This is a genomic window from Methylobacterium sp. Leaf112 (assembly GCF_001423295.1).
Taxonomy (GTDB): domain Bacteria; phylum Pseudomonadota; class Alphaproteobacteria; order Rhizobiales; family Beijerinckiaceae; genus Methylobacterium.
Map to the genome: position 1 here is coordinate 268565 of NZ_LMNG01000030.1, position 23118 is coordinate 291682.

Consider the following 23118-nt stretch of genomic DNA (forward strand, 5'->3'; position numbering starts at 1 on the left):
TCTCATCCCTGTGGCCGACTGGCCGAGGGGAGAGCCGATGACCGCCAGCGGACACGAGACCGTCACCGCGAAGGACTGGGACGACCGGGTCGCGCGCCTGACGGAGAAGCTGCCCACGCGCCTGGGGGAGGCCCTCGATTGGCTGCGCGAGCCGTCGCGGCGCATCGTCCGGATCATCGCCGCTCTTCTGTTCATCCTCGGCGGTGTGTTCTCGATCCTGCCGGTACTCGGCCTGTGGATGCTGCCCGTCGGCCTCGCGCTGCTCAGCGAGGACATTCCCGGACTCAAGGTTCCCCTGGAGCGCAGCGCACGCTGGATCGTGGCGACGTGGGCGCGGGTGAGGGCGTCCTTCCGGCGCTAAGCCCGCGCGCCCGGGCGGAGGCGTGATAATCCCCGCCAAACGTAGCCGGGCGACCGGGCCGGAGATTTCCTTGAGGCGGCAACGGCTTTAAGAGACGCCCGGAGAGGCCTCTGCGGCCCGAAGTGCACGGGAGAAACAGCCCATGATCATCGACAATGTCTCGATCGGCAAGAACGCGCCCGATGATGTGAACGTCATCATCGAGGTTCCCATCGGCGGCGACCCGATCAAGTACGAGATGGACAAGGAATCGGGCGCCCTCGTGGTCGATCGTTTCCTCTACACGGCGATGCATTACCCGGGCAATTACGGCTTCATCCCGCACACACTCTCGGGTGACGGCGATCCGTGCGACGTGCTCGTCGCCAACACGCGCGCCATCGCGCCGGGCGCCGTCATGAGCGTGCGCCCCGTCGGCGTGCTGGTGATGGAGGACAATGCCGGCGAGGACGAGAAGATTATCGCCGTGCCGTCGCGTCACCTCACCATGCGGTACGACCGCGTGGAAAATTACACCGACTTGCCCGACATCACGATCCATCAGATCCAGCACTTCTTCGAGCACTACAAGGATCTGGAGCCCGGCAAGTGGGTCAAGATCGTGCGCTGGGGCGACAAGGCCGAGGCCCACCGCCTCATCCACGAAGGCATCGCGCGCGCGAAGGCCAACAAGGACAAGTAGGACCCGTTGCGCGGGCGGCCTAGAGCGCCTGCCCGCGCAAAAGTTTCGGCAGGGTGCCGCGTACCGCGGCGGCTTGCCCAATGAACAGGCGCTTGAGGCCCGGCAGGCGATCGACGAGGCCGAGGCCGAGATCGCGCGCCAGGCGCACCGGCAGGGCGTCCGTGGAGAACAGGCGGTTGAGCCCGTCCGTCATCGCCCCCATGGCGAGGGTCTCGAACCGGCGTTCGCGCTCGTAGGTCTGCAGCACGTCGGGGGCGCCGGGATCGAGGCCGAGCCGCAGGGCGTCGGTGACGGCCTGCGCCAGGGAGGCCGCGCCCGCGAGCCCGAGGTTCAGCCCCTGTCCCGCGATGGGGTGGATGACGTGGGCCGCGTCGCCGAGCAGCGCCATCCTGTCGGCCCGGAACCGGCGGGCGATCCCGAAGGCGAGGGGGTGCGCGCTCGGCCCCGCCTCCAGCACGATCCGGCCGAAGCCGAGGCCGAATCGGCGTTCGATCTCCACCAAAGTCTCGTCGGGTCCGCCACCGAGAAGAGCCGGCACGTCCGCCGCCCGCTCGGTCCAGACGATGGACGAGCGGTGCCCCAATGCGCCGCCCGCGACGAGGGGCAGGATCGCGAACGGGCCGCTCGGCAGGAAATGCTCGTAGGCCCGGCCCCCATGGGGACGCTCATGCCCGATGGTCGCGACGATGCCCGATTGCGGATAGGACCAGCCGACCCAGCCGATGCCGGCCCCTTCGCGCAGGCGCGAGCGCGCTCCGTCCGCCGCCACGAGGAGGCTCGCTGTCTCGGCTCGTCCATCGGTGCGATGGAGTTCGGTGGCCTCGGGCCCCGGATCGGCGGACGCGATCCCGACGGGATCGAGGACCACCCCCGCCGCCGCGCAGGCCGCCAGCAGCGCGGCGACCAGGGGTTCGGCCTCGACCATATGGGCGAAGGGCTCGCCCGCCACCGCATCCTGGGGGGAAGGCTCCTGAGCGAAGGTGAGGAAGACCGGTCGCACCGGGTCGGTGAGGCGGCTGTCGCTCACCACCATGTCGCGGATCGGCTCGGCCGCCGCGGACACGGCCTCCCAGATCCCGAGTTGGGCGAACATCCGTCGCCCCCCCGCCGCCACGGCGAAGGCCCGGCCGCGGTGGCGCGCCGCGCCGGACGCCAGGGCCGGATCGCAGACGGTGACGGCGAGCGCCGGGCCGTGCGCCCGCTTCAACGCCAGGGCGAGGCTCAGCCCCGGGATTCCGGCCCCGGCCACCACCACCCTGCGCTGCCCCGATCCCGTCATCTCGCGTCCCCGTCCCGATCCGCCCGGAGTGCCACTCCCCGGGGTCGAGGGCAACGCGCGGGCCGCCTCCGCGGCAGCGGCATCGTCGCCGGCCGCATGGATCGCGCCCCCCAAGCTTGCTATGGCGGCGGCATCGTCCGTTCCACCACCGGGGGTCCCCATGGCCGGCATCGTCGCCGAACTCCTCGACATCCTCGATCTCGCCCCCCTGGGACAGGACCGCTTCCGGGGCGAGAGTCTGCAGACCGGCTGGTTTCGGGTGTTCGGCGGGCAGGTGGTGGCCCAGGCCCTAGTGGCGGCCTCGCGCACGGTGCCGAAGACGCGTCCGCCGCATTCCCTGCACGCGTATTTTCTGCTCGGCGGAGATCCGAAGGCGCCCATCGACTACGCCGTCGAGCGCATCCGCGACGGGCGCAGCTTCGCGACCCGCCGGGTGGTGGCGAGCCAGCACGAGCGGGCGATCTTCGCCATGTCGGTCTCCTATCACGACGCGGAGGAGGGCGCCGTCCACCAGGCGACGATGCCCGACGTGCCGCCCCCCGAAGAGGTGGCCGAGGCGCCGGCCGCCGCCGCGCAGGCAGCCCGCGAGGGCGCGGCGATTCCGGCGCCGATCCTGTCCTATTTCGGGCGCCGCCGCCCCATCGAGCTGCGCCCCGTGGAGATCGAGCGCTACCTCAGGCGGGCGCCGCGCGACCCGCGCTTCCACGTCTGGATGCGCGCCGTCGACCGGCTGCCCGACGATCCCGCCATCCACCGGGCGGTGCTGGCCTACGCCTCCGACATGACGCTGCTCGATGCCACCCTGATCCCGCACGGGCAGACGGTGTTCGACGGAGAGATCCAGTCGGCGAGCCTCGACCATGCCCTGTGGCTGCATCGCCCGTTCCGCGCCGACGAGTGGCTGCTCTACGCCCAGGACAGTCCAAGTGCCGGGGGAGCGCGCGGCTTCGCCCGGGGGCAGATCTTTTCGCGGGACGGCAGCCTCGTGGCGTCCGTCGCCCAGGAAGGCATGATTCGGCCGCGACGCGCCGAAGGCTGACTCCACGCGGCGGCGCGGCGCCGATCTCCAGGCATCTCGCGAGGTGCCCGGACACCTCTCAATCTGCCTATCGATGCGCCATAATGCTTGCGAACAGCGCAAACTTGGCGGGAATTTCGCCCGTATCCAGGGCACGGTACGGACAGTTTCTAAGCAGATAGGGCCGAACGCGAAAAGTTCCCGTTGGCATAGTCCTTGAATAACGAAGGGCGAGCGTCTGGGTCAGTCCGATCCACGCCGAACATCCGGACCCGTCGGGTCGCGACGCGAGAGCGCGCCGGCCGGGCAACCAATCGGGACAAGGGGGCGCCGCCCATGAAGATCGTGATGGCTATCATCAAGCCGTTCAAGCTGGAGGAGGTCCGGGACGCCCTGACCGGCATCGGCGTGCACGGGCTCACCGTCACCGAGGTGAAGGGTTACGGCCGCCAGAAGGGCCACACCGAGATCTACCGCGGCGCCGAGTACGCCGTGAGCTTCCTGCCCAAGCTGAAGATCGAGGTGGCGGTGGCCTCCGACCTCACCGGCAGCGTCATCGACGCCATCGCGGCCGCCGCCCGCACGGGCCAGATCGGCGACGGCAAGATCTTCGTTCTTCCCCTCGAGAAGGCCGTCCGCATCCGCACCGGCGAGACCGACGTCGACGCCCTCTGAGGCAGCCCCTCGCAGTCCGCAGCCGTACTTCGGGTCCGCGCGCCGGCCCCCGGGAGAGTCGGGCCGCCCGCCGGTCCCCGCCCCACGATCGTCCCCCTTCAGCATCGCACAGTGACCGGGAGTCCTGTTTCCATGAAACTTCGCAATGCCCTGGCGCTCGGAATGGGAGGCGCCGCCCTGGCGCTCCTGTTCATCGAGCCATCCCTCGCGCAGTCGCCGACCACGGAGGCCGCACCGGCCGCCGCAGTGGCCGCGCCCGTCCCGAACAAGGGCGACACCGCCTGGATGCTGATCTCCAGCGCCCTCGTGCTGCTGATGGTCGTACCGGGCCTGGCCCTGTTCTACGGCGGCCTCGTGCGTACGAAGAACATGCTCTCGGTGCTGACGCAGGTCTTCGCCATCGCGTGCATTTCCTCGCTGCTGTTCGTGATCTTCGGCTACAGCCTCGCCTTCACCAACGGCGGCGGCCTGAACGACTTCGTCGGCGGGTTCTCGAAGGCCTTCCTGAAGGGCATCGACGCCAACTCCACCGTCGCGACCTTTTCGAACGGCGTCGTGATCCCCGAATACGTCTACATCTGCTTCCAGATGACGTTCGCGATGATCACCCCGGCCCTCATCGTCGGCGCCTTCGCCGAGCGGATGAAGTTCTCGGCGCTCGTCGTGTTCATGATCCTCTGGACCACCCTCATCTACTTCCCGATGGCCCACATGGTCTGGTATTGGGGCGGCCCGGACGCCGTCGGCAACGCCGCCAAGGCGCTGGCCGCCGCCACCGACGACGCCTCGAAGGCGACCGCACAGGCGGCCCTCGACGCGGTGAACGCCGATGCCGGCCTGCTGTTCAAATGGGGCGCCCTCGACTTCGCAGGCGGCACCGTGGTGCATATCAACGCGGGCATCGCCGGCTTCGTCGGCTGCCTCATGCTTGGCAAGCGCATCGGCTACGGCCGTGACCTGCTCGCTCCGCACTCCCTGACCATGACCGCCATCGGCGCCTCGCTGCTCTGGGTCGGCTGGTTCGGCTTCAACGCCGGCTCGAACCTCGAGTCCAACGGCACCGCCGCCATGGCGATGCTCAACACCTTCGTGGCCACCGCCGCCGCCGCCCTCTCCTGGCTGTTCGTGGAGTGGATGCTGAAGGGCAAGCCCTCCCTGCTGGGCATGCTGTCGGGTGCCATCGCGGGCCTCGTCGCAGTCACCCCGGCCGCCGGTTTCGCCGGTCCCATGGGTTCGATCGTGCTGGGCCTCGTCGCGGGCGCCGTATGCTTCATCATGTGCTCCACGGTGAAGAACGCGCTCGGCTACGACGATTCCCTCGACGTCTTCGGCGTGCACTGCATCGGCGGCATCCTCGGCGCCGTGGCGACCGGCATCCTGGTGAACCCGGATTTCGGCGGCGTCGGCCTGCCGGACTACGCCTCGAAGCCCGGTGAACTCGCGGTGGGCACCTACGAGACGGCGGCGGCCCTGATGAGCCAGCTCAAGGCCGTCGGCTTCACCATCCTGTGGTCCGGCATCGGCTCCGCCATCCTGTACAAGCTCGTCGATCTCACCATCGGCCTGCGCGTCACCCAGGACGAGGAGCGCGAAGGCCTCGACATCGCCGATCACGGCGAGCGCGCCTACAACTACTAGGATCGATCCCAGGGCCGACTTCCGGGGCGGCCCGAGGCAACACGAAAGAAGGCCCCGGATCGCACGATCCGGGGCCTTCTTTCGTCTGCACGTCATCTTGGACACCTGTCGCATTCGGGAGCTCAGGAGCACACTTAAACCCCCGTTAACCGCGCGGGCGTTAGCGTTACCGGATCGTTTCCCCATCGCGTCTGGTTCCGAATGCGCTCGCTTCGCCGTTCCGCATCGCCCTACGACACGTTCGTCGACAGCTTTCGGCCGTTCCTGGCCAAGCGGATGACGGAGTTGGGCGGTCTCATCCTGTTTGCCGGCGCGACGGCCCTGACCGTCGCCCTGGCGACGTGGTCCATCGACGACCCGAGCCTGAACCACGCCACCGACCACGCCGCCCACAACGTGCTCGGCACCAGCGGGGCGGTGATGTCCGACCTCGCCATGCAGCTCCTCGGCCTCGGCTCCCTTGCTTTCGTCCTGCCACCGGCCCTGTGGGGGGTGCAGCTCATGCGCTCCCGTGCCCTGCCGCGCGGGGGCCTGCGCATCACCCTGTGGATCATCGGCTTCTTCTCCGCGAGCGCGGTGGCCAGCGCCCTGCCGTCCACGGCGCGCTGGCCCCTGCCCACGGGGCTCGGCGGCGTCACCGGCGATGCCCTGATCCACGCGGCCCGCACCATCGTGGGCATCGTCGCCTCGCCGGCCGCGGCGTTGGTGGGCTTCCTCTTCGCCGCCATCGCCATCCTGAGCCTGACCGGTGCCTGCCGGGTGGGCGAGATCCCGGAGGAGGAGGACGAGCCGCTGCATCCCGTGCGGCCGCCCGCCCGCGCCCGCAACGACGACCGCTACGAGGACGACGAACCGAGCCTCGGAGTCGTGTCCCTCGGCGCCCTGGCGCAGATGCTCATGGGTGGCCGCGCCGCCCTGGCCTCGCGTGTCGAGACCTGGCGCGAGGGCCGCGCCGCGCAGGCGGTTGTCGCCCATGACGGCGCCTCGCCGGCCCTGGCGGCACGGCGCGCCTTCTCCGACGACGACACCCCCTGGGAGGCACCCAGCCCGCGCGATCCGCGCCGCGAACCGGTGTTCGACACCGAAGCTGCGCCCGCGCCCGTGCGACGGGCCGCTCCCGTGCTGCACGACGACGAGCCCGACGATGGCGGCGAGGAGCCGGTCTTCGCGCAAGATCCCCAGCCCGCGCCCCCGGATGCGCGCTCGCGCGTCGCCGCGCCGCCGTCGCCCCCCGTGCCCCAGCGGCGTCCGGCCCCGGCTCCTGTGCACAATCCGGGTGCCTACGCGGTTCCGGCGCTGGGTCTCCTGGCCGAGCCGCCCCTGGTCTCGCCCTCCGCCCAGGTGTCCTCGGAAGCCCTCGAGCAGAACGCGACCCTGCTCGAAGCCACCCTGAGCGATTTCGGCGTGCGTGGCGACATCCTGGCCGTACGGCCCGGCCCCGTCGTGACCCTCTACGAATTGGAGCCGGCCCCCGGCACCAAGTCGAGCCGCGTGATCTCGCTGGCCGACGACATCGCCCGGTCCATGTCCGCCGTCTCGGCCCGCGTCGCCGTGGTCCCGGGCCGGAACGCCATCGGCATCGAGCTACCCAATGCGCGGCGCGAGACCGTGTACCTGCGCGAGCTCCTGGCCTCCGTCGATTTCGCCGAGACGAAGCAGAGCCTTGCCCTGTGCCTCGGCAAGAACATCGGCGGCGAGCCGATCATCGCCGATCTCGCCCGGATGCCGCACCTGCTGGTGGCCGGCACCACCGGCTCCGGCAAGTCGGTGGCCATCAACACCATGATCCTCAGCCTGCTCTACCGGATGACCCCGGAGCAGTGCCGCCTGATCATGGTCGATCCGAAGATGCTCGAACTGTCGGTCTACGACGGCATCCCGCACCTGCTCTCGCCCGTGGTCACGGACCCGAAGAAGGCGGTCATCGCCTTGAAGTGGGCCGTGCGCGAGATGGAGGAGCGCTACAAGAAGATGTCCAAGGTCGGTGTGCGCAACATCGACGGGTTCAACGCCCGACTCGCCGAGGCGCGGGGGCGCGGCGAGATCCTGACTCGGACCGTGCAGACCGGTTTCGATCGCGAGACCGGCGAGGCCGTCTACGAGAACGAGGAGATGGACCTCACCCCGCTGCCCTACATCGTCATCGTCGTCGACGAGATGGCCGACCTGATGATGGTGGCGGGGAAAGACATCGAGGGCGCGATCCAGCGCCTCGCCCAGATGGCACGCGCAGCCGGCATCCACCTCCCGTCAGGTTGTCGAGGCCGTTGCGCAGGCCTGCCGCGGCCTNCTGCCCTACATCGTCATCGTCGTCGACGAGATGGCCGACCTGATGATGGTGGCGGGGAAAGACATCGAGGGCGCGATCCAGCGCCTCGCCCAGATGGCACGCGCAGCCGGCATCCACCTCATCATGGCGACGCAGCGCCCGTCGGTCGACGTCATCACCGGCACCATCAAGGCGAACTTCCCGACCCGGATCTCCTTCCAGGTGACGAGCAAGATCGACAGCCGCACGATCCTCGGCGAGATGGGCGCCGAGCAGCTNCGGCACCATCAAGGCGAACTTCCCGACCCGGATCTCCTTCCAGGTGACGAGCAAGATCGACAGCCGCACGATCCTCGGCGAGATGGGCGCCGAGCAGCTGCTCGGCCAGGGCGACATGCTGTTCATGGCCGGCGGCGGGCGCACGACGCGCGTGCACGGGCCGTTCTGCTCGGATTCGGAAGTCGAGAGCGTCGTCGCTCATCTCAAGCGCCAGGGCCGGCCGTCCTACCTTGAGGCGGTCACCGCCGACGAGGGCGAGGGGGCTAAGGGGTCGGCCTCCGACGAGGTCGAGATGGACGGTGCGGTGTTCGACCAGGGCAGCTTCGGCGAGACCGGCGGCGACCTCTACGCCCAGGCCATGCAGGTGGTGCTTCGGGACAAGAAAGCGTCCACGTCCTACATCCAGCGCCGCCTGCAGATCGGCTACAACCGCGCCGCCTCCCTCATGGAGAAGATGGAGATGGAGGGCATCGTCGGACCGGCCAACCACGCCGGGAAGCGCGAGATCCTGGTCGAGGCGGACGCTCACGTGAGCTGATCCGCAAGAGCTGATCCGAAAGCGTTCTCGATGAAAACAGAACCGCCCCGAAGGGAAACCCTCGGGGCGGTTCTGTTTCGCGTCGCGGTGTCTCGGGGGAGCGGAAACGAAATCCCGCTCTCCCGACGGGATCAGGCCCGGCTGACGCTCGCGGCGTTGATCTCGGCGATCTTCGTCGCACCGACCTGACGCATGATCGTCTCGAACTCGCGCTGCATGAGGGTGAGCACCATCTCGACGCCGGGCTGGCCGAAGGCGGCGAGCCCCCAGGCGTAGGGGCGGCCGACGCAGACGGCGGTGGCGCCGAGCGCCAGGGCCTTGATCACGTCGGTGCCGCGCCGGAACCCGCCGTCGATGAGGATCGGCACCTTGCCGTTCACGGCCGAAACGATCTCCGGCAGGACGCCGATGGTCGATTGCAGGCTCTCCTCGGCGCGGCCGCCGTGGTTCGACACGATGAGGGCGTCGACGCCGTATTCCATGGCCTTCTTGGCGTCCTCGTGGGTGACGATGCCCTTGAGGACGAGCTTGCCCTTCACGATGCCGCGCAGGCGCTTGACGTAGTCCCAGGTCATGCCGGTGCCGTAGAGGTTCGTCACCTTCGACACGTCGAGGTCGTCGAACATTGGCTTGCGGCTCACCTCGTTCTTGAAGCCGGGCGTATGGCAATCGGTGCAGGTACGGGTATCGCTGCGGCGCTCACGGAACAGGGTCTCGGTGTTGCGACCGCCCTGCCGGTCAACGGTGAGCACGATGGCCGGGGCGCCGGCCTTCTCGGCGCGCTTCACCAGGGCCTCGGTCACGGCCCAGTCGTCGGTGGGGTACAGCATGTACCAGACCGGGGAACCGCGCTCCTTGATCACGTCCTCGATGGAGGTGCTGCCCACGGTGGACAGGATCATCTGATGGTTCTTCGCCTTGCAGGCGCGGGCGACGGCGCCCTCGGCCTCCGGGTGGAACGCACCCTGGCTGGAGATGGGCGCCAGTGCGATGGGGCTGCCCCAGGTCTCGCCGAAGATCTTCACCGTGGTGTCGATCTTGCGCACGTCGATAAGGCGGCGGGCGCGGATGGCGATCTTCTCGAAGCCCTCGCGGTTGGCCTTCAGGGTCTCGTCGCCGTCGACGCCGCTGGCGAGGTAGCCGTAATGGGCGGGGGGCAGGGTCTTCTTCGCCACCGCCTCGAAATCGAAGACGTTCAGGGCCTGGGCGGGATTGGCGATGAGGTCGCCGTCCATGACGGGCGCCTGCCGGAGGACGTCGTAGCTCTGAGCCATCGCCCCCGAAGTGCCGGCGGCGAGCATTCCGGCGACCGCGCTGATGGCGCCCGGTGCGAGGATCGGGCTGGCGGACAGGAATTCCAGCAGTTTCCTGCGATTGAGCGACGCCTCTCGACCGTTGGTCTGCTGGTTGTGGCTTGACATGTGAACTATAAATCTCGCGCGTCGGGTACGACAGGCGACGGTTTTGACCTATTCGCAGTCGAAAACGCAAGATGCCGCACTGCAAAACAGCCATGCTGCAGTGCAATTAATCGGCCTGCAGCTTTGCCCCATCCAGTCCCACGGCGGACCTTTCAGGTGCGCGGACCATAGAGGATGAGGCCCGCCCCGGCGAGGCACAGGGCGGCGCCGGTGACATCGAAGCGGTCCGGCCGCTGGCCTTCCGCGCCCCACATCCATAGGAGGGACGCGCCGATGTAGAGCCCGCCATAGGCCGCATAGGCGCGGCCGGCCGCCTCGCTCTCGACGCGCGTCAGCAGCCAGGCGAACAGCCCCAGGGCCACGGCGCCCGGTACCAGCCACCAGGCCGAGCGCCCGAGCCGCAGCCAGGCCCAGACCGAGAAGCACCCGCCGATCTCGAACAGGGCGGCGGCGGCGTACACGACACCGGTCATGCGACGGTGAATCGGTACGTGGTGACCGCCGAGAACGATTCGCCCGGACGCAGGACGGTGCTCGGGAAGTCGGGATGGTTCGGCGCGTCGGGAAATCCTTGCGCCTCGAAGCACACGGCATCCCCGGCGCGGTAGAGCCCACCACCCGAGCCCGTCGCCGTGCCGTCGAGCATGTTGGCGGTGTAGAGTTGCAGGCCGGGTTGGGTGGTGGCCACGGTCAGGTGCCGGCCGCTCGCGGGATCGTGCGCGGTGGCGACCGTACGCAGGCCACCGGCTCCGCGCAGCACGAAGGTGTGGTCGTAGCCATGGCCCCGGATCAATTGGCGATCGGCCGCGCGGATGCGGGCGCCGAGGGCCGTGGGGGTGCGAAAATCGAAGGGCGTGCCGGCGACCGCGCACCGCTCGCCGGTGGGGATCTGATCCGCGTCGACCGCCAGGTATGCGTCGGCGGCGATTCCCACCACGTGGTCGAGCGCATCGCCCGCGCCCTCGCCGGCGAGGTTGAAATAGCTGTGGTTGGTCAGGTTTAGAACCGTCGGCCGGTCGGTCTCGGCCGCGTAGGTGATGGACAGGGTCTCGTCGTCGGGAAGGGCGTAGGTCACCCGCACGTCGAGGGTGCCGGGGAAGCCCTGGTCACCGTCGGGCGAGCGATGGGCGAGGGTGAGGTCGGTACCGGTCGCCGATTCAACCCGCCAGACCTTGCGGTCGAACCCCGCCGGGCCGCCATGCATGGTGCTGTCCCCCTCGTTGCGGGGCAGATCATGGACCTGTCCGTCGAGGCTGAACCGGCCGTGCGCGATGCGATTGGCGTAGCGGCCGATGAGGGCGCCGAAATGCGCGTCGCTGGCCTCGTAGCCGGCGAGGTCCATGGCGCCCAGGACCACGTTGGTTCTCCGTCCCGTCCGGTCGGGTGTCTCGATGGCGGAGACGATTCCGCCGTAATCGAGGATCCGCACGGTAAGCCGCCCGCGCGCGAGGGTGTGGCGGGCGACGGGTTGCCCGTTCTTGGTGCGGCCGTAGGGCTCGGGTGTCATCGGCGGCGTATCTCCGCGGGGGTCACGGGCGGTCGACGTGCGCGTCACGCCGTCGCCTCAAGGCGCCAGGGTCTCGTCGGGGGCGTCGCCCGAGAGCTGCATCCGGTGCAGGCGGGCATAGGCTCCGCCACGGCCCATGAGGTCGGTGTGGGTGCCGGTCTCGGCGACGCGGCCGGCCTCCATCACCACGATGAGATCGGCGTCGCGCACCGTCGAGAGGCGGTGGGCGATGACGAGGGTGGTGCGCCCGCGCATGAGGCGCAGGAGCGCGGCCTGGACGAGGCGCTCGGACTCGGAATCGAGCGCACTCGTCGCCTCGTCGAGGAGCAGGATCGGCGCGTCCTTGAGGAAGGCGCGGGCGAGCGAGATGCGCTGGCGCTCCCCCCCCGACAGCCGCCCACCGGCGGGGCCGACGCGAAATTCGTAGCCCTCGGGCAGGCGCGAAACGAAGCCGTGGGCGGCCGCCGCCTCCGCCGCCGCCTCGATCTCGGCTCGGGTGGCGCCGGGGCGGCCAAAGCCGATGTTGGCTGCCACCGTGTCGTCGAACAGCACCACCTCCTGGGACACCACCGCAACGGCCCGGCGGAGCGACGCGAAGGTCACGTGCCGGATGTCCTGACCGTCGATGGACACGGCTCCGGCATCGACGTCGTAGAGGCGCGGCACGAGGTTGAGGAGCGAGGATTTTCCCGACCCCGAGCGCCCCACGAGGGCCACGGTGGCGCCGGCCGGCACGGCGAGGTCGATCCCCTCCAGGGCCGGCGCGTCGGCGCGGTAGCGGAAGCGCACGTCGGAAAAGCGGATCGCGCCGCCGCCCACCAGCAGGTCCCTGGCGTCCGCCGCCTCGCGGATCAGCGGGGCCTCGTCCATGAGGGCGAAGTAGCGCTGCAGGGCCGCGCCCGCCTCCTGCAGGATGGCGTTGAGGGTGCCGAGCGCCCGGGCCGGCTGAGCGGCGAGCAGCAGGGCTGCGACGTAGCCGGTGAAATCCCCCACCGTGCGCTCGCCCGACATCACCCGCTGGCCGACCAGCACCAGCACGGCGGCCACGGCGAAGCCGCCGCCGATCTCGAGGAGCGGATCGAGGCGCCCGCGGGCGTTGGCCGCCTTCATCTTGAGGCGGCGTACCTCGTCGAAGGCCCCCTGCGCCCGGCCCTTGAGGTAGCCTTCCAGCGCGTAGGTCTTGGCGATGCGCGCGCCCTGCAGGCTCTCGGAGATGAGGCTCGCGGTGAGCCCCATCTGCTCCTGCGTCGTCGTCGAGACCCGGCGCAGCTTCTTGCCGACCCGGCCGATGGGGCCGGCGACGAACGGCACGGTCACGCCGGCCACCAGGGTCAGGAGCGGGTCCATCCAGATCAGCGCCGCCACCAGGGCGATGAGCATGGCGATGTCGCGCAGGAGCACCGTGGAAATGCGGGTGAGCGCCTCCTTGATGAAGGCGAAATCCGTGGTGAAGCGCTGGGTGAAGGCGGCCGGGCTCTCGCGCCCGAGCTGGGCCAGATCCGAGTCGATGAGGTGGGCGTAGAGGGCCGCCTGCATGTCGGCCTCGACCCGCGTGACCACCCGGTTGGTCAGCACCGTCTGGCCGAACAGGGCGAAGCCCCGGATCGACGTGATGGCGATGACGATGAGGGGACCGTAGGCGAGGGCCGCCGTGTCCTTGGCGTCGAAGGCGTCGAAAGCGCCCTTGATGAGGGCCGGGTAGAACCCCGTCGCCGCGCCCACGATGGCGATGAGCACGAGGACCACGGCCAGCGTCGCCCGGTGGGGGCTGAGCCACTCGCGCCAGACACGGCCCAGGAGGGGGAGGGTGTCACCCCTCAGGAGCGGCCGACGCGCCATGGTTTTTTATGACTTTCTCAACGCCCCGAGAAATCGGATCGGCCGGTGTTTGCGGCCGGGGGGACGAGAGATCAAGTCGAGGCATCCAGGCTTGGCAATGTGATAATGTTACACTACTGAACCGAGGAAGCCTGAACCGAGGACCTTTGCCGATGTTGCGTGGACGCCTCCCGACCGGACTGCCGATGGCGTTCGCCCTGCTGCTCGCCGTTCTCTGCGGCGCGGCGCCGGCCCTGGCCGACCCCGAAAAACTCCGTGTGGTGGCGACGTTCTCGATCCTCGGCGATCTCGTCTCACAGGTCGGCGGCGAGCGGGTGGCGGTGACCACCCTGGTCAAGCCCGACGCCGATGCCCACGGCTACGCGCCGGCCCCGAGCGACGCCCGCACGCTCGCGGCGGCCGACATGGTGGTCGTCAACGGCCTCGGACTCGAGGGGTGGATCGACCGCCTCATCAAGGCGTCCGGCGCCAAGGCACCCGTCGTGGTGACCTCGAAGGGGATCAAGCCCATCGAGGAGGCCGACGACCATGGGCACGGCCATGCCCACGACCACCACGCCGATCCGCACGCCTGGCAGAGCATCGCCAACGCCAAGGTCTACGTCGCCAACATCCGCGATGGGCTCGCCAAGCGCGATCCAGCCCATGCGGCGGCGTACGCGGCCCGGGCCACGGCCTATCTCGGCGAACTCGATGCCCTGGAAGGCGAGGTCCGCGCCACCATCGCGAAGATTCCCCCCGCACAGCGGCGGATCATCACCACCCACGACGCCTTCGGCTACTTCACCGCCGCCTACGGCCTGACCTTCATCGCGCCGCAAGGGGTCTCGACGGACAGCGAGGCGAGCCCGCGCGACGTGGCGCGGATCGTCCGGCAGATCCGGGCGGAGAAGATCCCGGCGGTGTTCCTCGAAACCATCGCCGACCCGCGCCTCATGGAGCAGATCGCCCGCGAGAGCGGTGCGGCCATCGGCGGCAAAGTCTATTCCGATGCCCTGTCGGGCCCCGACGGCCCGGCACCGACCTACGTGGCGATGATGCGCAACAACCTGACGGCCTTCGCGCGGGCGCTCGGCCCACGCTGACGCGTCAGCGCCGCGACTCGGCGGCCATGCGCAGGGCGAGGCCGGCCAGAACCGTGCCCATGAGCCAGCGCTGGGCCACCTGCCAGGCCGGACGGCCACCGAGGAAGGTGGACACCGACCCGGCCCCCACCGCGATGAAAGCGTTCACGCCGACGCTCACAACGATCTGGACCGTGCCGAGGATCAGGGCCTGGACGAGGACGCTGCCCCGCGCCGGGTCGATGAATTGCGGCAGCAGCGACAGATACATCACCGCGATCTTCGGGTTCAGCAGGTTGGTGACGAACCCCATGGTGAACAGCCGGCCCGGGCCGTCATGGGGCAGGGCGCGTGCCGCGAACGGGCTGCGCCCGCCCGGCCGCACGGCCTGCCAGGCGAGGTAGAGTAGGTAGGCGGCCCCGGCCCAGCGCAGGGTATCATAGGCGAACGGCACGGCGAGCAGCAGGGCGGTGATGCCGAAGGCCGCGCACAGCATGTAGACGACGAACCCGAGCGCGACGCCGCCGAGGGAGATCAGCCCGGCCCGCGGCCCCTGCGCGATGGAGCGCGACACGAGGTAGATCATGTTCGGCCCCGGCGTCAGGACCATGCCGAGGGAGACGAGGGCGAAGGCGAGGAGGCTGGTCGATTCGGGCATGATCCGACGCTAACCCCCCATCGCGCACAACCACAAGGACACTTGAACGAGGGCGGACCGGACACTCAGGGGCGGGGCAGGATGTCCGCCAGTTGCGCCGCGAGGGCACCGGCATCGACGAACGCGAGGGTCACGGGCAGGACCGTGACGCGGGTGGCGAATTCGGGCGGCAGCCGGACGTGGTCCTTCCGGGTGGTGACGAGGTCGACGCCGAGGCGCACCGCCTCCGCCGCGAGGGCGCCGAGTTCGGCCCGTCCGTAGGGATGGTGGTCGGCGAAGGCGCGGGTCGCGACCACGTCGGCGCCGGCTTCGCGCAGGGTGGCGAACATCTTGTCGGGCCGGCCGATACCGGCGAACGCCAGGACCCGGCGCCCGGCCCAGTTGCCTTCCGGGACGAGCCGGGCGCGGTGCACCGGCAACCCACGGTGCGCGGCGTCCTCGGCCACGGTCTCGCCGGGGGCGCCGGCGCCGATGAGAACGAGGCCGTGGATGTGGCGCCATTGCCGGGCGAGGGGCACCCGCATGGGGCCGGCGGGGAAAACGCGGCCGTTGCCGACGCCCACCCCCGCATCCACCACCGCGAAGGACAGAGCCTTGGCGAGCGCCGGGCTCTGCAGACCGTCGTCCATGACGATCACGTCGGCGCCCGCCTCGATGCAGTGAGGCGCGCCCGCCAGCCGGTCCCGCGCCACGATGGTGGGGGCGAACCGGGCGAGCAGCAGGGGTTCGTCGCCGGTGTCCACGGCGGCGTGCCGGTCGGGATCGACGCGCACCGGGCCGGCGAGGCGGCCGCCATAGCCACGGGTCAGGAAGGCCGGGGATGCGCCGAGGTCGCGCAGGAGACCGGCCACCGCGAGGGCGGTCGGCGTCTTGCCGGCGCCGCCGAGGGTGAAATTGCCGATGCACACGATGGGACAGGGGCCGGGCGTGCCCCGCCGGTCCATCCTGGCGGCGCTGCGCCAGCCGTAGAGGGCGGCGAGGGGCGCCAGAGCCCGTGCGACGGGGTGCCCAGGCCCGGCATGCCAGAAGGCCGGGGGCCGCATCAGGCCCGGCTCACTGCGCCGTCATGGCGGTGAGCCGCATCTGCGCGATGAACGGATCGAGCACCGCCAGGGTGCGATCGACGGCGCCCTCGAACGGCGCGAGGGCCGCTGCTCCCGCGCGGGCGATGGCGTCGATGCGGGCGGGTTCGGCGAGAAAATCCGCGAGGGCCGCGGCAAGGTCGTCCGCGTCGGCGACGCAGCGGGCGCCACCGGCACCGTCGAGGGCCCGGTAGACCTGCGTGAAGTTGAAGATGTGCGGCCCGTGCAGGACCGCGGCGCCGAGGCGCGTCGGCTCGATGGGGTTCTGGCCGCCGTGCTCCACGAGGGAGCCACCGAGAAAGACCAGGGACGTCAGGCGATAGAACAGGCCGAGTTCGCCGAGCGTGTCGGCGACGTACAGGTCGATGCTCCCGTGCGGGCGCCCGCCCTGGGAGCGCTGGGCGCTGCGCAATCCTTCGACCGAGGCGCGGGCCGCGACATCGCCGCCGCGATGGGGATGGCGCGGGACCACGATGGTGAGGATTTCGGGCCAGCGGCGCTTCAGCACCGCGTGGACGCGGGCCGCCACGGCGTCCTCGCCCGGATGGGTGCTGGCCGCGACCCAGACGGGGCGGTCGCCGATGCAGTCGCGCAAGTGCGCGAGCTGCTGCTCGTCCACGGGCGGCACGTCCGAATCGTATTTGAGGTTGCCCGAGACGACGACCCGGGGTGTGCCGAGCTGGGCGAAGCGCGCCGCATCCTCCTCCGTCTGCGCGAGGCAGACGGAGATGCGCGCCAGGAGCGCGCGGGCGGTGCGGGGCGTACGGCCCCAGCCGCGGAACGAGCGCTCGGACATCCGGCCGTTGACGAGGATCAGGGGAATGGCGCGGGCGTGGAGGCCGGCGACGGTGCTGGGCCAGATCTCGGATTCCGCCACCAGGGCGAGGTCCGGCCGCCAATGGTCGAGGAAGCGCCCGACCCAGCGCGGTGCGTCGAGGGGCATGTACTGGTGCACGGCTCCCGACGGCAGGCGGCTGCCGATGAGATCGGCGGCGCTGCGGGTGCCCGTGGTGACGAGGACGGAGAACCCCCGCGCGATCATGCCGTCGACGAGGCCGACGAGGGAGAGGATCTCGCCGACGCTGGCGCCGTGCATCCAGACGAGGCGGCCGATGGGGCGGGCGCGGCCGGGCAGGCCGCGGCGCTCGGACAGGCGCCCCGGGTCCTCCTTGCCCTGGCGCGAGCGCCACGCCAGCAGACCAGCCACCGCCGGCTCGCCGACGAGGAGACCGTAGCGATAGAGCTTCAGGATCGCCGTCAGGGGCGGGGCCTTGGTGGGGATCGCCTTCACCGACGCGGGCTGAGCCGGCGCTCTCATGCGGGGTTTCCCACCCGGTCGGTGCGGCCGACGAGGGTATAGGCGCGGTCGTGAACGCGGTTCATCTCTGCCTCCACCGCGAGGCGCAACGCCTCGAACGCCTCGGGTCCGGTCTCGCGGGGCACGTGGATCGGCGTGCCGAACACCATGGCGCCGCGCCCGAACGGGAGGCCGAAGCAGGCCCGGTCCCAGCTGTTCAGCCGCAGGTGCCGGCTGGTGACCACGGCCACGGGCACGATAGGCCGGCCGGAGAAGCGGGCGAGGGTGAGGATGCCGGCGTCGCAGCGGCGCGAGACCTTCGGCACGTCGGCGCTGAAGGCGACGGATTCACCGTTCTTCAGGGCGCGCAGCATGGCGCGCAGGCCCTCGGCACCGCCCTTGGCCTTCACGTCGCGCACGGCCCGCCCGCGCGCGCCCGACGCCCGGATCACCCGCACGCCCATGCGCTCCAACGCGATGGTGTTGATGTTGCCGTCGGCCGAGCGCGAGATGATCGTGGCGATGCGGTCGTGCGGCCGGCGCATGAACGAGATCATCGTGTGCTGGCCGTGCCACATGCCGGCGATGAACGGCCCGAGGCCGTCGAGCCAGGGATCGGGCTCGGCCGGCTCCATGGAAAAGCGGTTGGTGGCGCGCACGAGGCGCAGGTACCCGCCCGCGGCGCGGCCGAGGGCCTGCTGGACCGCTGGGGCGCGGCCGATGCGCTTGAGGACACTCATGATGCAACGCCTTCGCGGCGAGGTGCGCGGACCGACCCGGCGAGAGGGCCGGGAAGGGCCGCCTTGGCCGTCGCCGGGCGGTGTCTAGCGCCGTTCCCCGCAGGGGCGCAACGCTCGGCCTCCGTGCACCCCCGGTCCGATTTTCGACGAAAGGCGGCAAATCCCCGTCGACACCCGACAAAATCGCTTTTTCATAACAGTTCTAAATTATAGATTGGAATGAATCAAAACTGGCGACCGGGCGATGATCGCGACTGCGGGCGCCGAGACGCGCATTCCTTCCCCAACCCCGGATGCGGCAACCGACGCGAACCGGGCTTTCGTCCTCCGCTACGTTCAGCCGGCGCTCGCCGGACTCATCGACGGCTCGGTCTCGACCCTGGCGCCGATCTTCGCCGCGGCCTTCGCCACGCACAGCAACGGCGCGACCTTCCTCGTCGGGCTGGCCGCCTCCCTCGGTGCCGGTATCAGCATGGGCTTCACCGAGGCCCTGTCGGATGACGGGTCGATCACCGGACGTGGATCGCCCTGGATGCGCGGTCTCGTCTGCGGCGTGATGACGACGCTGGGCGGCCTGGGGCATACGCTGCCGTACCTGATCCCCGATGCGTGGCCGAATGCGTTCGCCGTGGCGACGGGTCTCGCCGTCCTGGTGGTCGTCATCGAGCTGTTCCTCATTGCCGGCATCCGCACGCGCTACATGGCCACACCGTTCTGGCGGGCCGCGCTTCAGGTGGTGCTGGGCGGCGCCCTCGTGCTGGCGACCGGCATCGTCATCGGCAGCGCGTGAGTGGCGTGTGGTGCGCGCCGACCGGGTTGACCCCGCCGCCGCGAGTGGCGATGCCGGGCGTGACTTCCATCCGCAACGGACACGCATGTTCCGCCTCGCCCACATCACCGACCCGCATGTCGGGCCGCTGCCGCGCCCGCGCCTGCGCCAGCTCTTCAGCAAGCGCGCCACGGGCTACGTGAACTGGCGGCGCGGGCGCAAGAACGCCCACGACATGGACCTGCTCGCCGCCCTGGTGGCCGACCTGCAGACGCAGCCGCACGACCACATCGCCTGTACGGGCGACCTCTGCAACATCGGCCTGCCGAGCGAGTGGGCGACCTCACGGGTGTTCCTGGAGGCCCTGGGCGATCCCGAGGCGGTGAGCTTCGTGCCGGGCAACCACGACGCCTACGTGCGCGGCTCCCTCGACGGGCTGCTGGCCGCCTGCGGCGCCTGGACCACGGACGACGACGGCACGCCGGGCGTGTTCCCCTATCTGCGCCGCCGCGGCCCCGTGGCGCTCATCGGCCTGTCTTCGGCGATCCCGACGAAGCCGTTCGTGGCCAGCGGGCGCCTCGGCCCACCGCAGATCGTGGCGGCTCGCGGCATCTTGGAACGCCTCGGCGCCGAGGCCGAACCGCCGTGCCGGGTGGTGATGATCCACCATCCGCCCCATCCGGGCGGTGCCTCGTCGGGGCGTGAACTGAAGGATGCCGAAGCGTTCATGGCGATGATCGCGCAGGCCGGAGCCGACCTCATCCTGCACGGCCACAACCACGTCGGCAGCGTGCATTTCGCGAAGGGGCCTGGGGGACGGCCGGTGCCGGTGGTGGGATGCACCTCGGCCTCGGCCCGCGAGGGCGGACCGAACCGGCGGGCGAGCTACTACCTGTACACCATCACGCGCGGTCCCGCCGGCTACGGCATCGCGGGGCGGGAGCGGGGACTCACGGAAACCGGCCTCATCGACGATCGCGGACCGCTACGATTGACGCCAGCTTGACCGGCGCGCAGGTGCGTCGCCCGCGGACGGGCGACGCCGGGATAGCCCGTCAGGCGGAGAGGCCGGTCGGGCGGTTGGGCGTGCCGAGGGAGGCGAGGAAACCGAGATCGGCCTCGTAGCGCTCAGCCTGGGTGCGAGTGAGGCCGCTCACCAGGACTTCAGTCCCACGATAGACAGTATAGGTGCCATCGTGGGTCGGCGTGACGCGAATGGTCTGGGACATGGCAAACACCTTGTCTCGATCTGGAATCGTCGAACGCTGTGAAGTCGCCGATGGTAACCCAAACTTAAGACGCAGCAAGGCCGAGCCCGGCGCGCGCACAAGACTTTCGTTGCGGCAACGCACCATCCGCGGCATGAATAAGGTCGACAGAACGGATTTTGGGGAATGACCACCGGCGCTTCGCAAGTTCCGCAGCGCGTCACGCCCTGGACGATCTTTGCGACCAGCGGAAACAACGCGTCGGGCGAATGCCTCGACTTGAAGCGAATCAACTCGACTTGCACCGAATCAAGTAGACTGGAGATAAAGTGGATTGGCGCGCCCACGGGGAATCGAACCCCGGTCTGATCCGTGAGAGGGACCTGTCCTAACCGCTAGACGATGGGCGCGGTCTTCAATCCAACGCGGCCCCCTTGGGGCACCGACGCCGCTTCCCGTTCACTCCGATCCCGTGGGACCGTCCGGCGGGAGGAAGCTTCCCGGCGGTGTTGCGATCGTATAGCGACGGTCCGGCGAGGGAGCAAGTGCCCCCGCGCGTGATTTTGCGCGATCCGTCCGGGTCGCGGTGAACGGGGCGGAGGGACGATCGTTGCAGCAACCAGAGGACCGTCGGGCGACACTCGCCGACGACGTGACGCCGGAGCGCCTCGACCGCGCCCTGGCGCGGGCATTCCCGGACGTGTCGCGGGCGCGCCTGCAGGATCTGATCCGGACCGGACAGGTGACACGCAACGGCGCGGTGGTGCTCGATCTGTCGGTGAAGGTCGGGCCCGGCACCGAACTCGCCGTGACGATCCCGACCGCCGTGGCGGCGACCCCGCAGGGCGAGACCCAGGATCTCGTCGTGGTCTACGAGGACAGCGACCTGATCGTCATCGACAAGCCGGCGGGTCTGGTGGTCCACCCCGCGCCCGGACATGATTCCGGCACCCTGGTTAACGGCCTCATCGCCCATTGCGGCGACAGCCTGTCGGGGATCGGCGGCGTGCGGCGGCCGGGAATCGTCCACCGTCTCGATAAGGACACGAGCGGGCTCCTCGTGGTGGCCAAGAACGACCGGGCGCACAAAGGCCTGACCGAGCAGTTCGCCGATCACGGCCGCACCGGCCCCCTGGAGCGGGTCTACCGCGCCCTGGTCTGGGGCGTGCCCGAGCCGCGCATCGGCACCATCGACGCCTATCTCGCCCGCAGCATCCGAAATCGTGAGAAGATCGCCGTGGTGCGGGCCGAGACGGGTCGGGAGGCCATCACGCACTACCATGTCGAGGAAGCCCTCGACGCGATGGGTCTGGTCGCCCTGGTCCGGTGCGAGCTGGAGACCGGACGCACGCACCAGATCCGGGTGCACATGAGCCATCGCGGCCACCCGCTCCTGGGCGACGCCGTCTACGGCAGCGCGTTCAAGACCAAGGCCACGCGGCTGGGCGAGGAGGCCCGTGCCGCGCTCCTGGCCCTCGGGCGTCAGGCCCTGCACGCCAGCGTGCTCGGCTTCGCCCATCCGCGCACGGGCGAGACCCTACACTTCGAGTCGCCGTTGCCGCCCGAGATGGAGGCGCTCCTGTCGGCGCTGCGGAAGAAGGGGGCGACGACCTGAGGGAACGCAGTACCCGCGTGGCGCATCTGTCACAGTCAAGCCCGGACCCGAAGGGCGTGCGGAACGGCACCGCCCGGCGCGGCGTTTCGTGTCACCCCTGAGCCATCGGCGACATCGCGCGTTGACCGCGATGTTCGTTGGGCGAGCCGCCTTCCGGGGTCTTCTGTTTCCCGGTAGAGATGGGGAGCCGAAACGCCGGCTCAAGGGAGCGGCGGTTCGGTTCGGGTCCGCCCATTCGGGGACCATTCAAGGAGGAAGACCATGGCCGGCGCATTGCCCGTGCTCGCCACCGAGGGTGGCCTGTCGCGCTACCTCGATGAGATCCGCAAGTTTCCGATGCTGGAGCCGAACGAGGAGTTCACGCTCGCGAAGGATTGGCGGGAGAAGGGCGATCGTGGCGCCGCCCATCGCCTCGTCACCTCGCACCTGCGCCTCGTGGCCAAGATCGCCATGGGCTATCGCGGCTACGGCCTGCCCATCGGCGAAGTCGTGTCCGAGGGCAATGTCGGCCTGATGCAGGCGGTCAAGCGTTTCGAGCCGGACAAGGGCTTCCGCTTGGCCACCTACGCCATGTGGTGGATCAAGGCGGCAATCCAGGAATACATCCTGCGCTCGTGGTCCCTCGTGAAGATGGGAACCACCGCCAACCAGAAGAAGCTGTTCTTCAACCTGCGCAAGGCCAAGGGCCGCATCTCGGCCCTGGAAGAGGGCGACCTCAAGCCGGATCAGGTGGCGCAGATCGCCGTCAAGCTCGGCGTGCCCGAGCAGGAGGTGATCGACATGAACCGTCGCCTCTCGGGCGACACCTCCCTCAATGCGCCGTTGCGCGAGGAAGGCGAAGGCGAGTGGCAGGATTGGCTGGTCGACAACAGCCCGAGCCAGGAGACGGTGCTCGCCCGTGAGGAAGAAGGCCAGAACCGGCTCTCGGCCCTGCGCGATGCCCTCTCGGTGCTCAATGCCCGCGAGCGCCGCATCTTCGAGGCGCGGCGTCTGGCCGACGATCCGATCACCCTCGAGGACCTGTCGGGCGAGTTCGGCGTCTCGCGCGAGCGCGTGCGGCAGATCGAGGTGCGTGCCTTCGAGAAGATCCAGGAGGCGGTCAAGCGCAACCTGGCGTCCCGCGAGGCACCGCGCGCAGCCGCCCACGCCTGAGCGGAGCGACGACTTCAAACGACAAGG

20 protein-coding genes, 1 tRNA gene and 3 pseudogenes are annotated in these 23118 nt (G+C 69.9%); 13 read left to right on the forward strand and 11 right to left on the reverse strand.

Annotated features, from left to right (window positions below):
* Positions 1-37: 37 nt before the first annotated feature.
* Positions 38-361, forward strand: coding sequence for a DUF2892 domain-containing protein (locus ASF52_RS15165; protein WP_056173718.1), 324 nt, complete (start codon positions 38-40; stop codon positions 359-361).
* Between the two features lie 142 nt (positions 362-503).
* Positions 504-1043 carry an inorganic diphosphatase gene (ppa, locus tag ASF52_RS15170; RefSeq protein WP_056173721.1) on the forward strand — a complete coding sequence of 180 codons (540 nt, stop codon included), beginning with the start codon at positions 504-506 and terminating at the stop codon, positions 1041-1043.
* A 19-nt stretch (positions 1044-1062) separates the two neighbouring features.
* On the opposite strand, the gene ASF52_RS15175 is transcribed toward ppa, so the two are convergent.
* Positions 1063-2322 carry an FAD-dependent monooxygenase gene (locus tag ASF52_RS15175; RefSeq protein WP_056173724.1) on the reverse strand — a complete coding sequence of 420 codons (1260 nt, stop codon included), beginning with the start codon at positions 2320-2322 and terminating at the stop codon, positions 1063-1065.
* Between the two features lie 160 nt (positions 2323-2482).
* On the opposite strand from ASF52_RS15175, the gene tesB reads away from it, so the two are divergent.
* The 6 genes and pseudogenes from tesB to ASF52_RS15200 form a co-directional block, all read left to right on the forward strand.
* Positions 2483-3361 (forward strand): acyl-CoA thioesterase II, encoded by an 879-nt coding sequence (gene tesB / locus ASF52_RS15180; RefSeq protein WP_056174149.1) that lies wholly within the window; start codon positions 2483-2485, stop codon positions 3359-3361.
* A 315-nt stretch (positions 3362-3676) separates the two neighbouring features.
* On the forward strand, positions 3677-4015 hold the full coding sequence (locus ASF52_RS15185; protein WP_056094106.1) for a P-II family nitrogen regulator: 339 nt from the start codon (positions 3677-3679) through the stop codon (positions 4013-4015).
* 132 nt (positions 4016-4147) lie between these two features.
* Positions 4148-5653, forward strand: coding sequence for an ammonium transporter (locus ASF52_RS15190; RefSeq protein WP_056173726.1), 1506 nt, complete (start codon positions 4148-4150; stop codon positions 5651-5653).
* A 201-nt stretch (positions 5654-5854) separates the two neighbouring features.
* Positions 5855-7942 (forward strand): DNA translocase FtsK (locus ASF52_RS15195; RefSeq protein WP_156630182.1); only part of this gene is annotated, 2088 nt, incomplete at its 3' end.
* Between the two features lies 1 nt (position 7943).
* A pseudogene (locus ASF52_RS23750) lies at positions 7944-8200 on the forward strand (FtsK/SpoIIIE domain-containing protein); the annotation flags it as partial.
* Between the two features lies 1 nt (position 8201).
* A pseudogene (locus ASF52_RS15200) lies at positions 8202-8739 on the forward strand (DNA translocase FtsK); the annotation flags it as partial.
* Between the two features lie 131 nt (positions 8740-8870).
* Here ASF52_RS15200 and ASF52_RS15205 read toward each other — a convergent pair.
* The 4 genes from ASF52_RS15205 to ASF52_RS15220 form a co-directional block, all read right to left on the reverse strand.
* The gene (locus ASF52_RS15205; protein WP_056173735.1) at positions 8871-10160 is read right to left on the reverse strand and encodes an alpha-hydroxy acid oxidase; all 1290 of its coding nucleotides are present in this window, start codon (positions 10158-10160) and stop codon (positions 8871-8873) included.
* 152 nt (positions 10161-10312) lie between these two features.
* The gene (locus tag ASF52_RS15210; protein WP_056173738.1) at positions 10313-10633 is read right to left on the reverse strand and encodes a YnfA family protein; all 321 of its coding nucleotides are present in this window, start codon (positions 10631-10633) and stop codon (positions 10313-10315) included.
* Positions 10630-11667, reverse strand: a complete 1038-nt coding sequence (locus ASF52_RS15215) for an aldose epimerase family protein (RefSeq protein ID WP_056173743.1) — start codon at positions 11665-11667, stop codon at positions 10630-10632. Before ASF52_RS15215 ends, ASF52_RS15210 begins: the two co-directional genes overlap by 4 nt.
* A gap of 57 nt (positions 11668-11724) precedes the next feature.
* Entirely contained in the window at positions 11725-13506 is a 1782-nt protein-coding gene (locus tag ASF52_RS15220; protein WP_056173746.1) for an ABC transporter ATP-binding protein, read from the reverse strand.
* Between the two features lie 185 nt (positions 13507-13691).
* On the opposite strand from ASF52_RS15220, the gene ASF52_RS15225 reads away from it, so the two are divergent.
* Positions 13692-14591 carry a metal ABC transporter solute-binding protein, Zn/Mn family gene (locus tag ASF52_RS15225; RefSeq protein WP_156630167.1) on the forward strand — a complete coding sequence of 300 codons (900 nt, stop codon included), beginning with the start codon at positions 13692-13694 and terminating at the stop codon, positions 14589-14591.
* A gap of 4 nt (positions 14592-14595) precedes the next feature.
* Here ASF52_RS15225 and ASF52_RS15230 read toward each other — a convergent pair whose 3' ends face one another.
* From ASF52_RS15230 to ASF52_RS15245, 4 genes are all read right to left on the reverse strand, one after another.
* Positions 14596-15228: a LysE family translocator gene (locus ASF52_RS15230; protein WP_056173753.1), complete on the reverse strand. Its 633-nt coding sequence runs from the start codon at positions 15226-15228 to the stop codon at positions 14596-14598.
* Between the two features lie 65 nt (positions 15229-15293).
* On the reverse strand, positions 15294-16271 hold the full coding sequence (lpxK, locus tag ASF52_RS15235; RefSeq protein ID WP_056173756.1) for a tetraacyldisaccharide 4'-kinase: 978 nt from the start codon (positions 16269-16271) through the stop codon (positions 15294-15296).
* A 10-nt stretch (positions 16272-16281) separates the two neighbouring features.
* The gene (locus ASF52_RS15240) at positions 16282-17628 is read right to left on the reverse strand and encodes a 3-deoxy-D-manno-octulosonic acid transferase (protein WP_082515335.1); all 1347 of its coding nucleotides are present in this window, start codon (positions 17626-17628) and stop codon (positions 16282-16284) included.
* Positions 17625-18347: a lysophospholipid acyltransferase family protein gene (locus ASF52_RS15245; protein WP_056173759.1), complete on the reverse strand. Its 723-nt coding sequence runs from the start codon at positions 18345-18347 to the stop codon at positions 17625-17627. The genes ASF52_RS15240 and ASF52_RS15245 overlap by 4 nt, the downstream gene beginning before the upstream one ends.
* A gap of 313 nt (positions 18348-18660) precedes the next feature.
* On the opposite strand from ASF52_RS15245, the pseudogene ASF52_RS15250 reads away from it, so the two are divergent.
* Positions 18661-19137, forward strand: a pseudogene (locus tag ASF52_RS15250) (VIT1/CCC1 transporter family protein); the annotation flags it as partial.
* Positions 19138-19222: 85 nt separating this feature from the next.
* Positions 19223-20122, forward strand: coding sequence for a metallophosphoesterase family protein (locus ASF52_RS15255; RefSeq protein ID WP_056173765.1), 900 nt, complete (start codon positions 19223-19225; stop codon positions 20120-20122).
* Positions 20123-20171: 49 nt separating this feature from the next.
* Here ASF52_RS15255 and ASF52_RS22985 read toward each other — a convergent pair whose 3' ends face one another.
* Together ASF52_RS22985 and ASF52_RS15260 are read right to left on the reverse strand one after the other, a co-directional pair.
* The gene (locus tag ASF52_RS22985; protein ID WP_200927096.1) at positions 20172-20345 is read right to left on the reverse strand and encodes a hypothetical protein; all 174 of its coding nucleotides are present in this window, start codon (positions 20343-20345) and stop codon (positions 20172-20174) included.
* A gap of 314 nt (positions 20346-20659) precedes the next feature.
* Positions 20660-20734: transfer RNA gene (locus tag ASF52_RS15260), tRNA-Glu, on the reverse strand.
* 200 nt (positions 20735-20934) lie between these two features.
* Between ASF52_RS15260 and ASF52_RS15265 the strand changes: the two genes are divergently transcribed.
* Together ASF52_RS15265 and rpoH are read left to right on the forward strand one after the other, a co-directional pair.
* Complete coding sequence (locus ASF52_RS15265) at positions 20935-21939, forward strand: RluA family pseudouridine synthase (protein ID WP_056173768.1); 1005 nt, start codon at positions 20935-20937, stop codon at positions 21937-21939.
* Between the two features lie 261 nt (positions 21940-22200).
* Positions 22201-23091, forward strand: a complete 891-nt coding sequence (rpoH, locus tag ASF52_RS15270; RefSeq protein ID WP_056173774.1) for an RNA polymerase sigma factor RpoH — start codon at positions 22201-22203, stop codon at positions 23089-23091.
* The last annotated feature ends 27 nt before the right edge of the window (positions 23092-23118 follow it).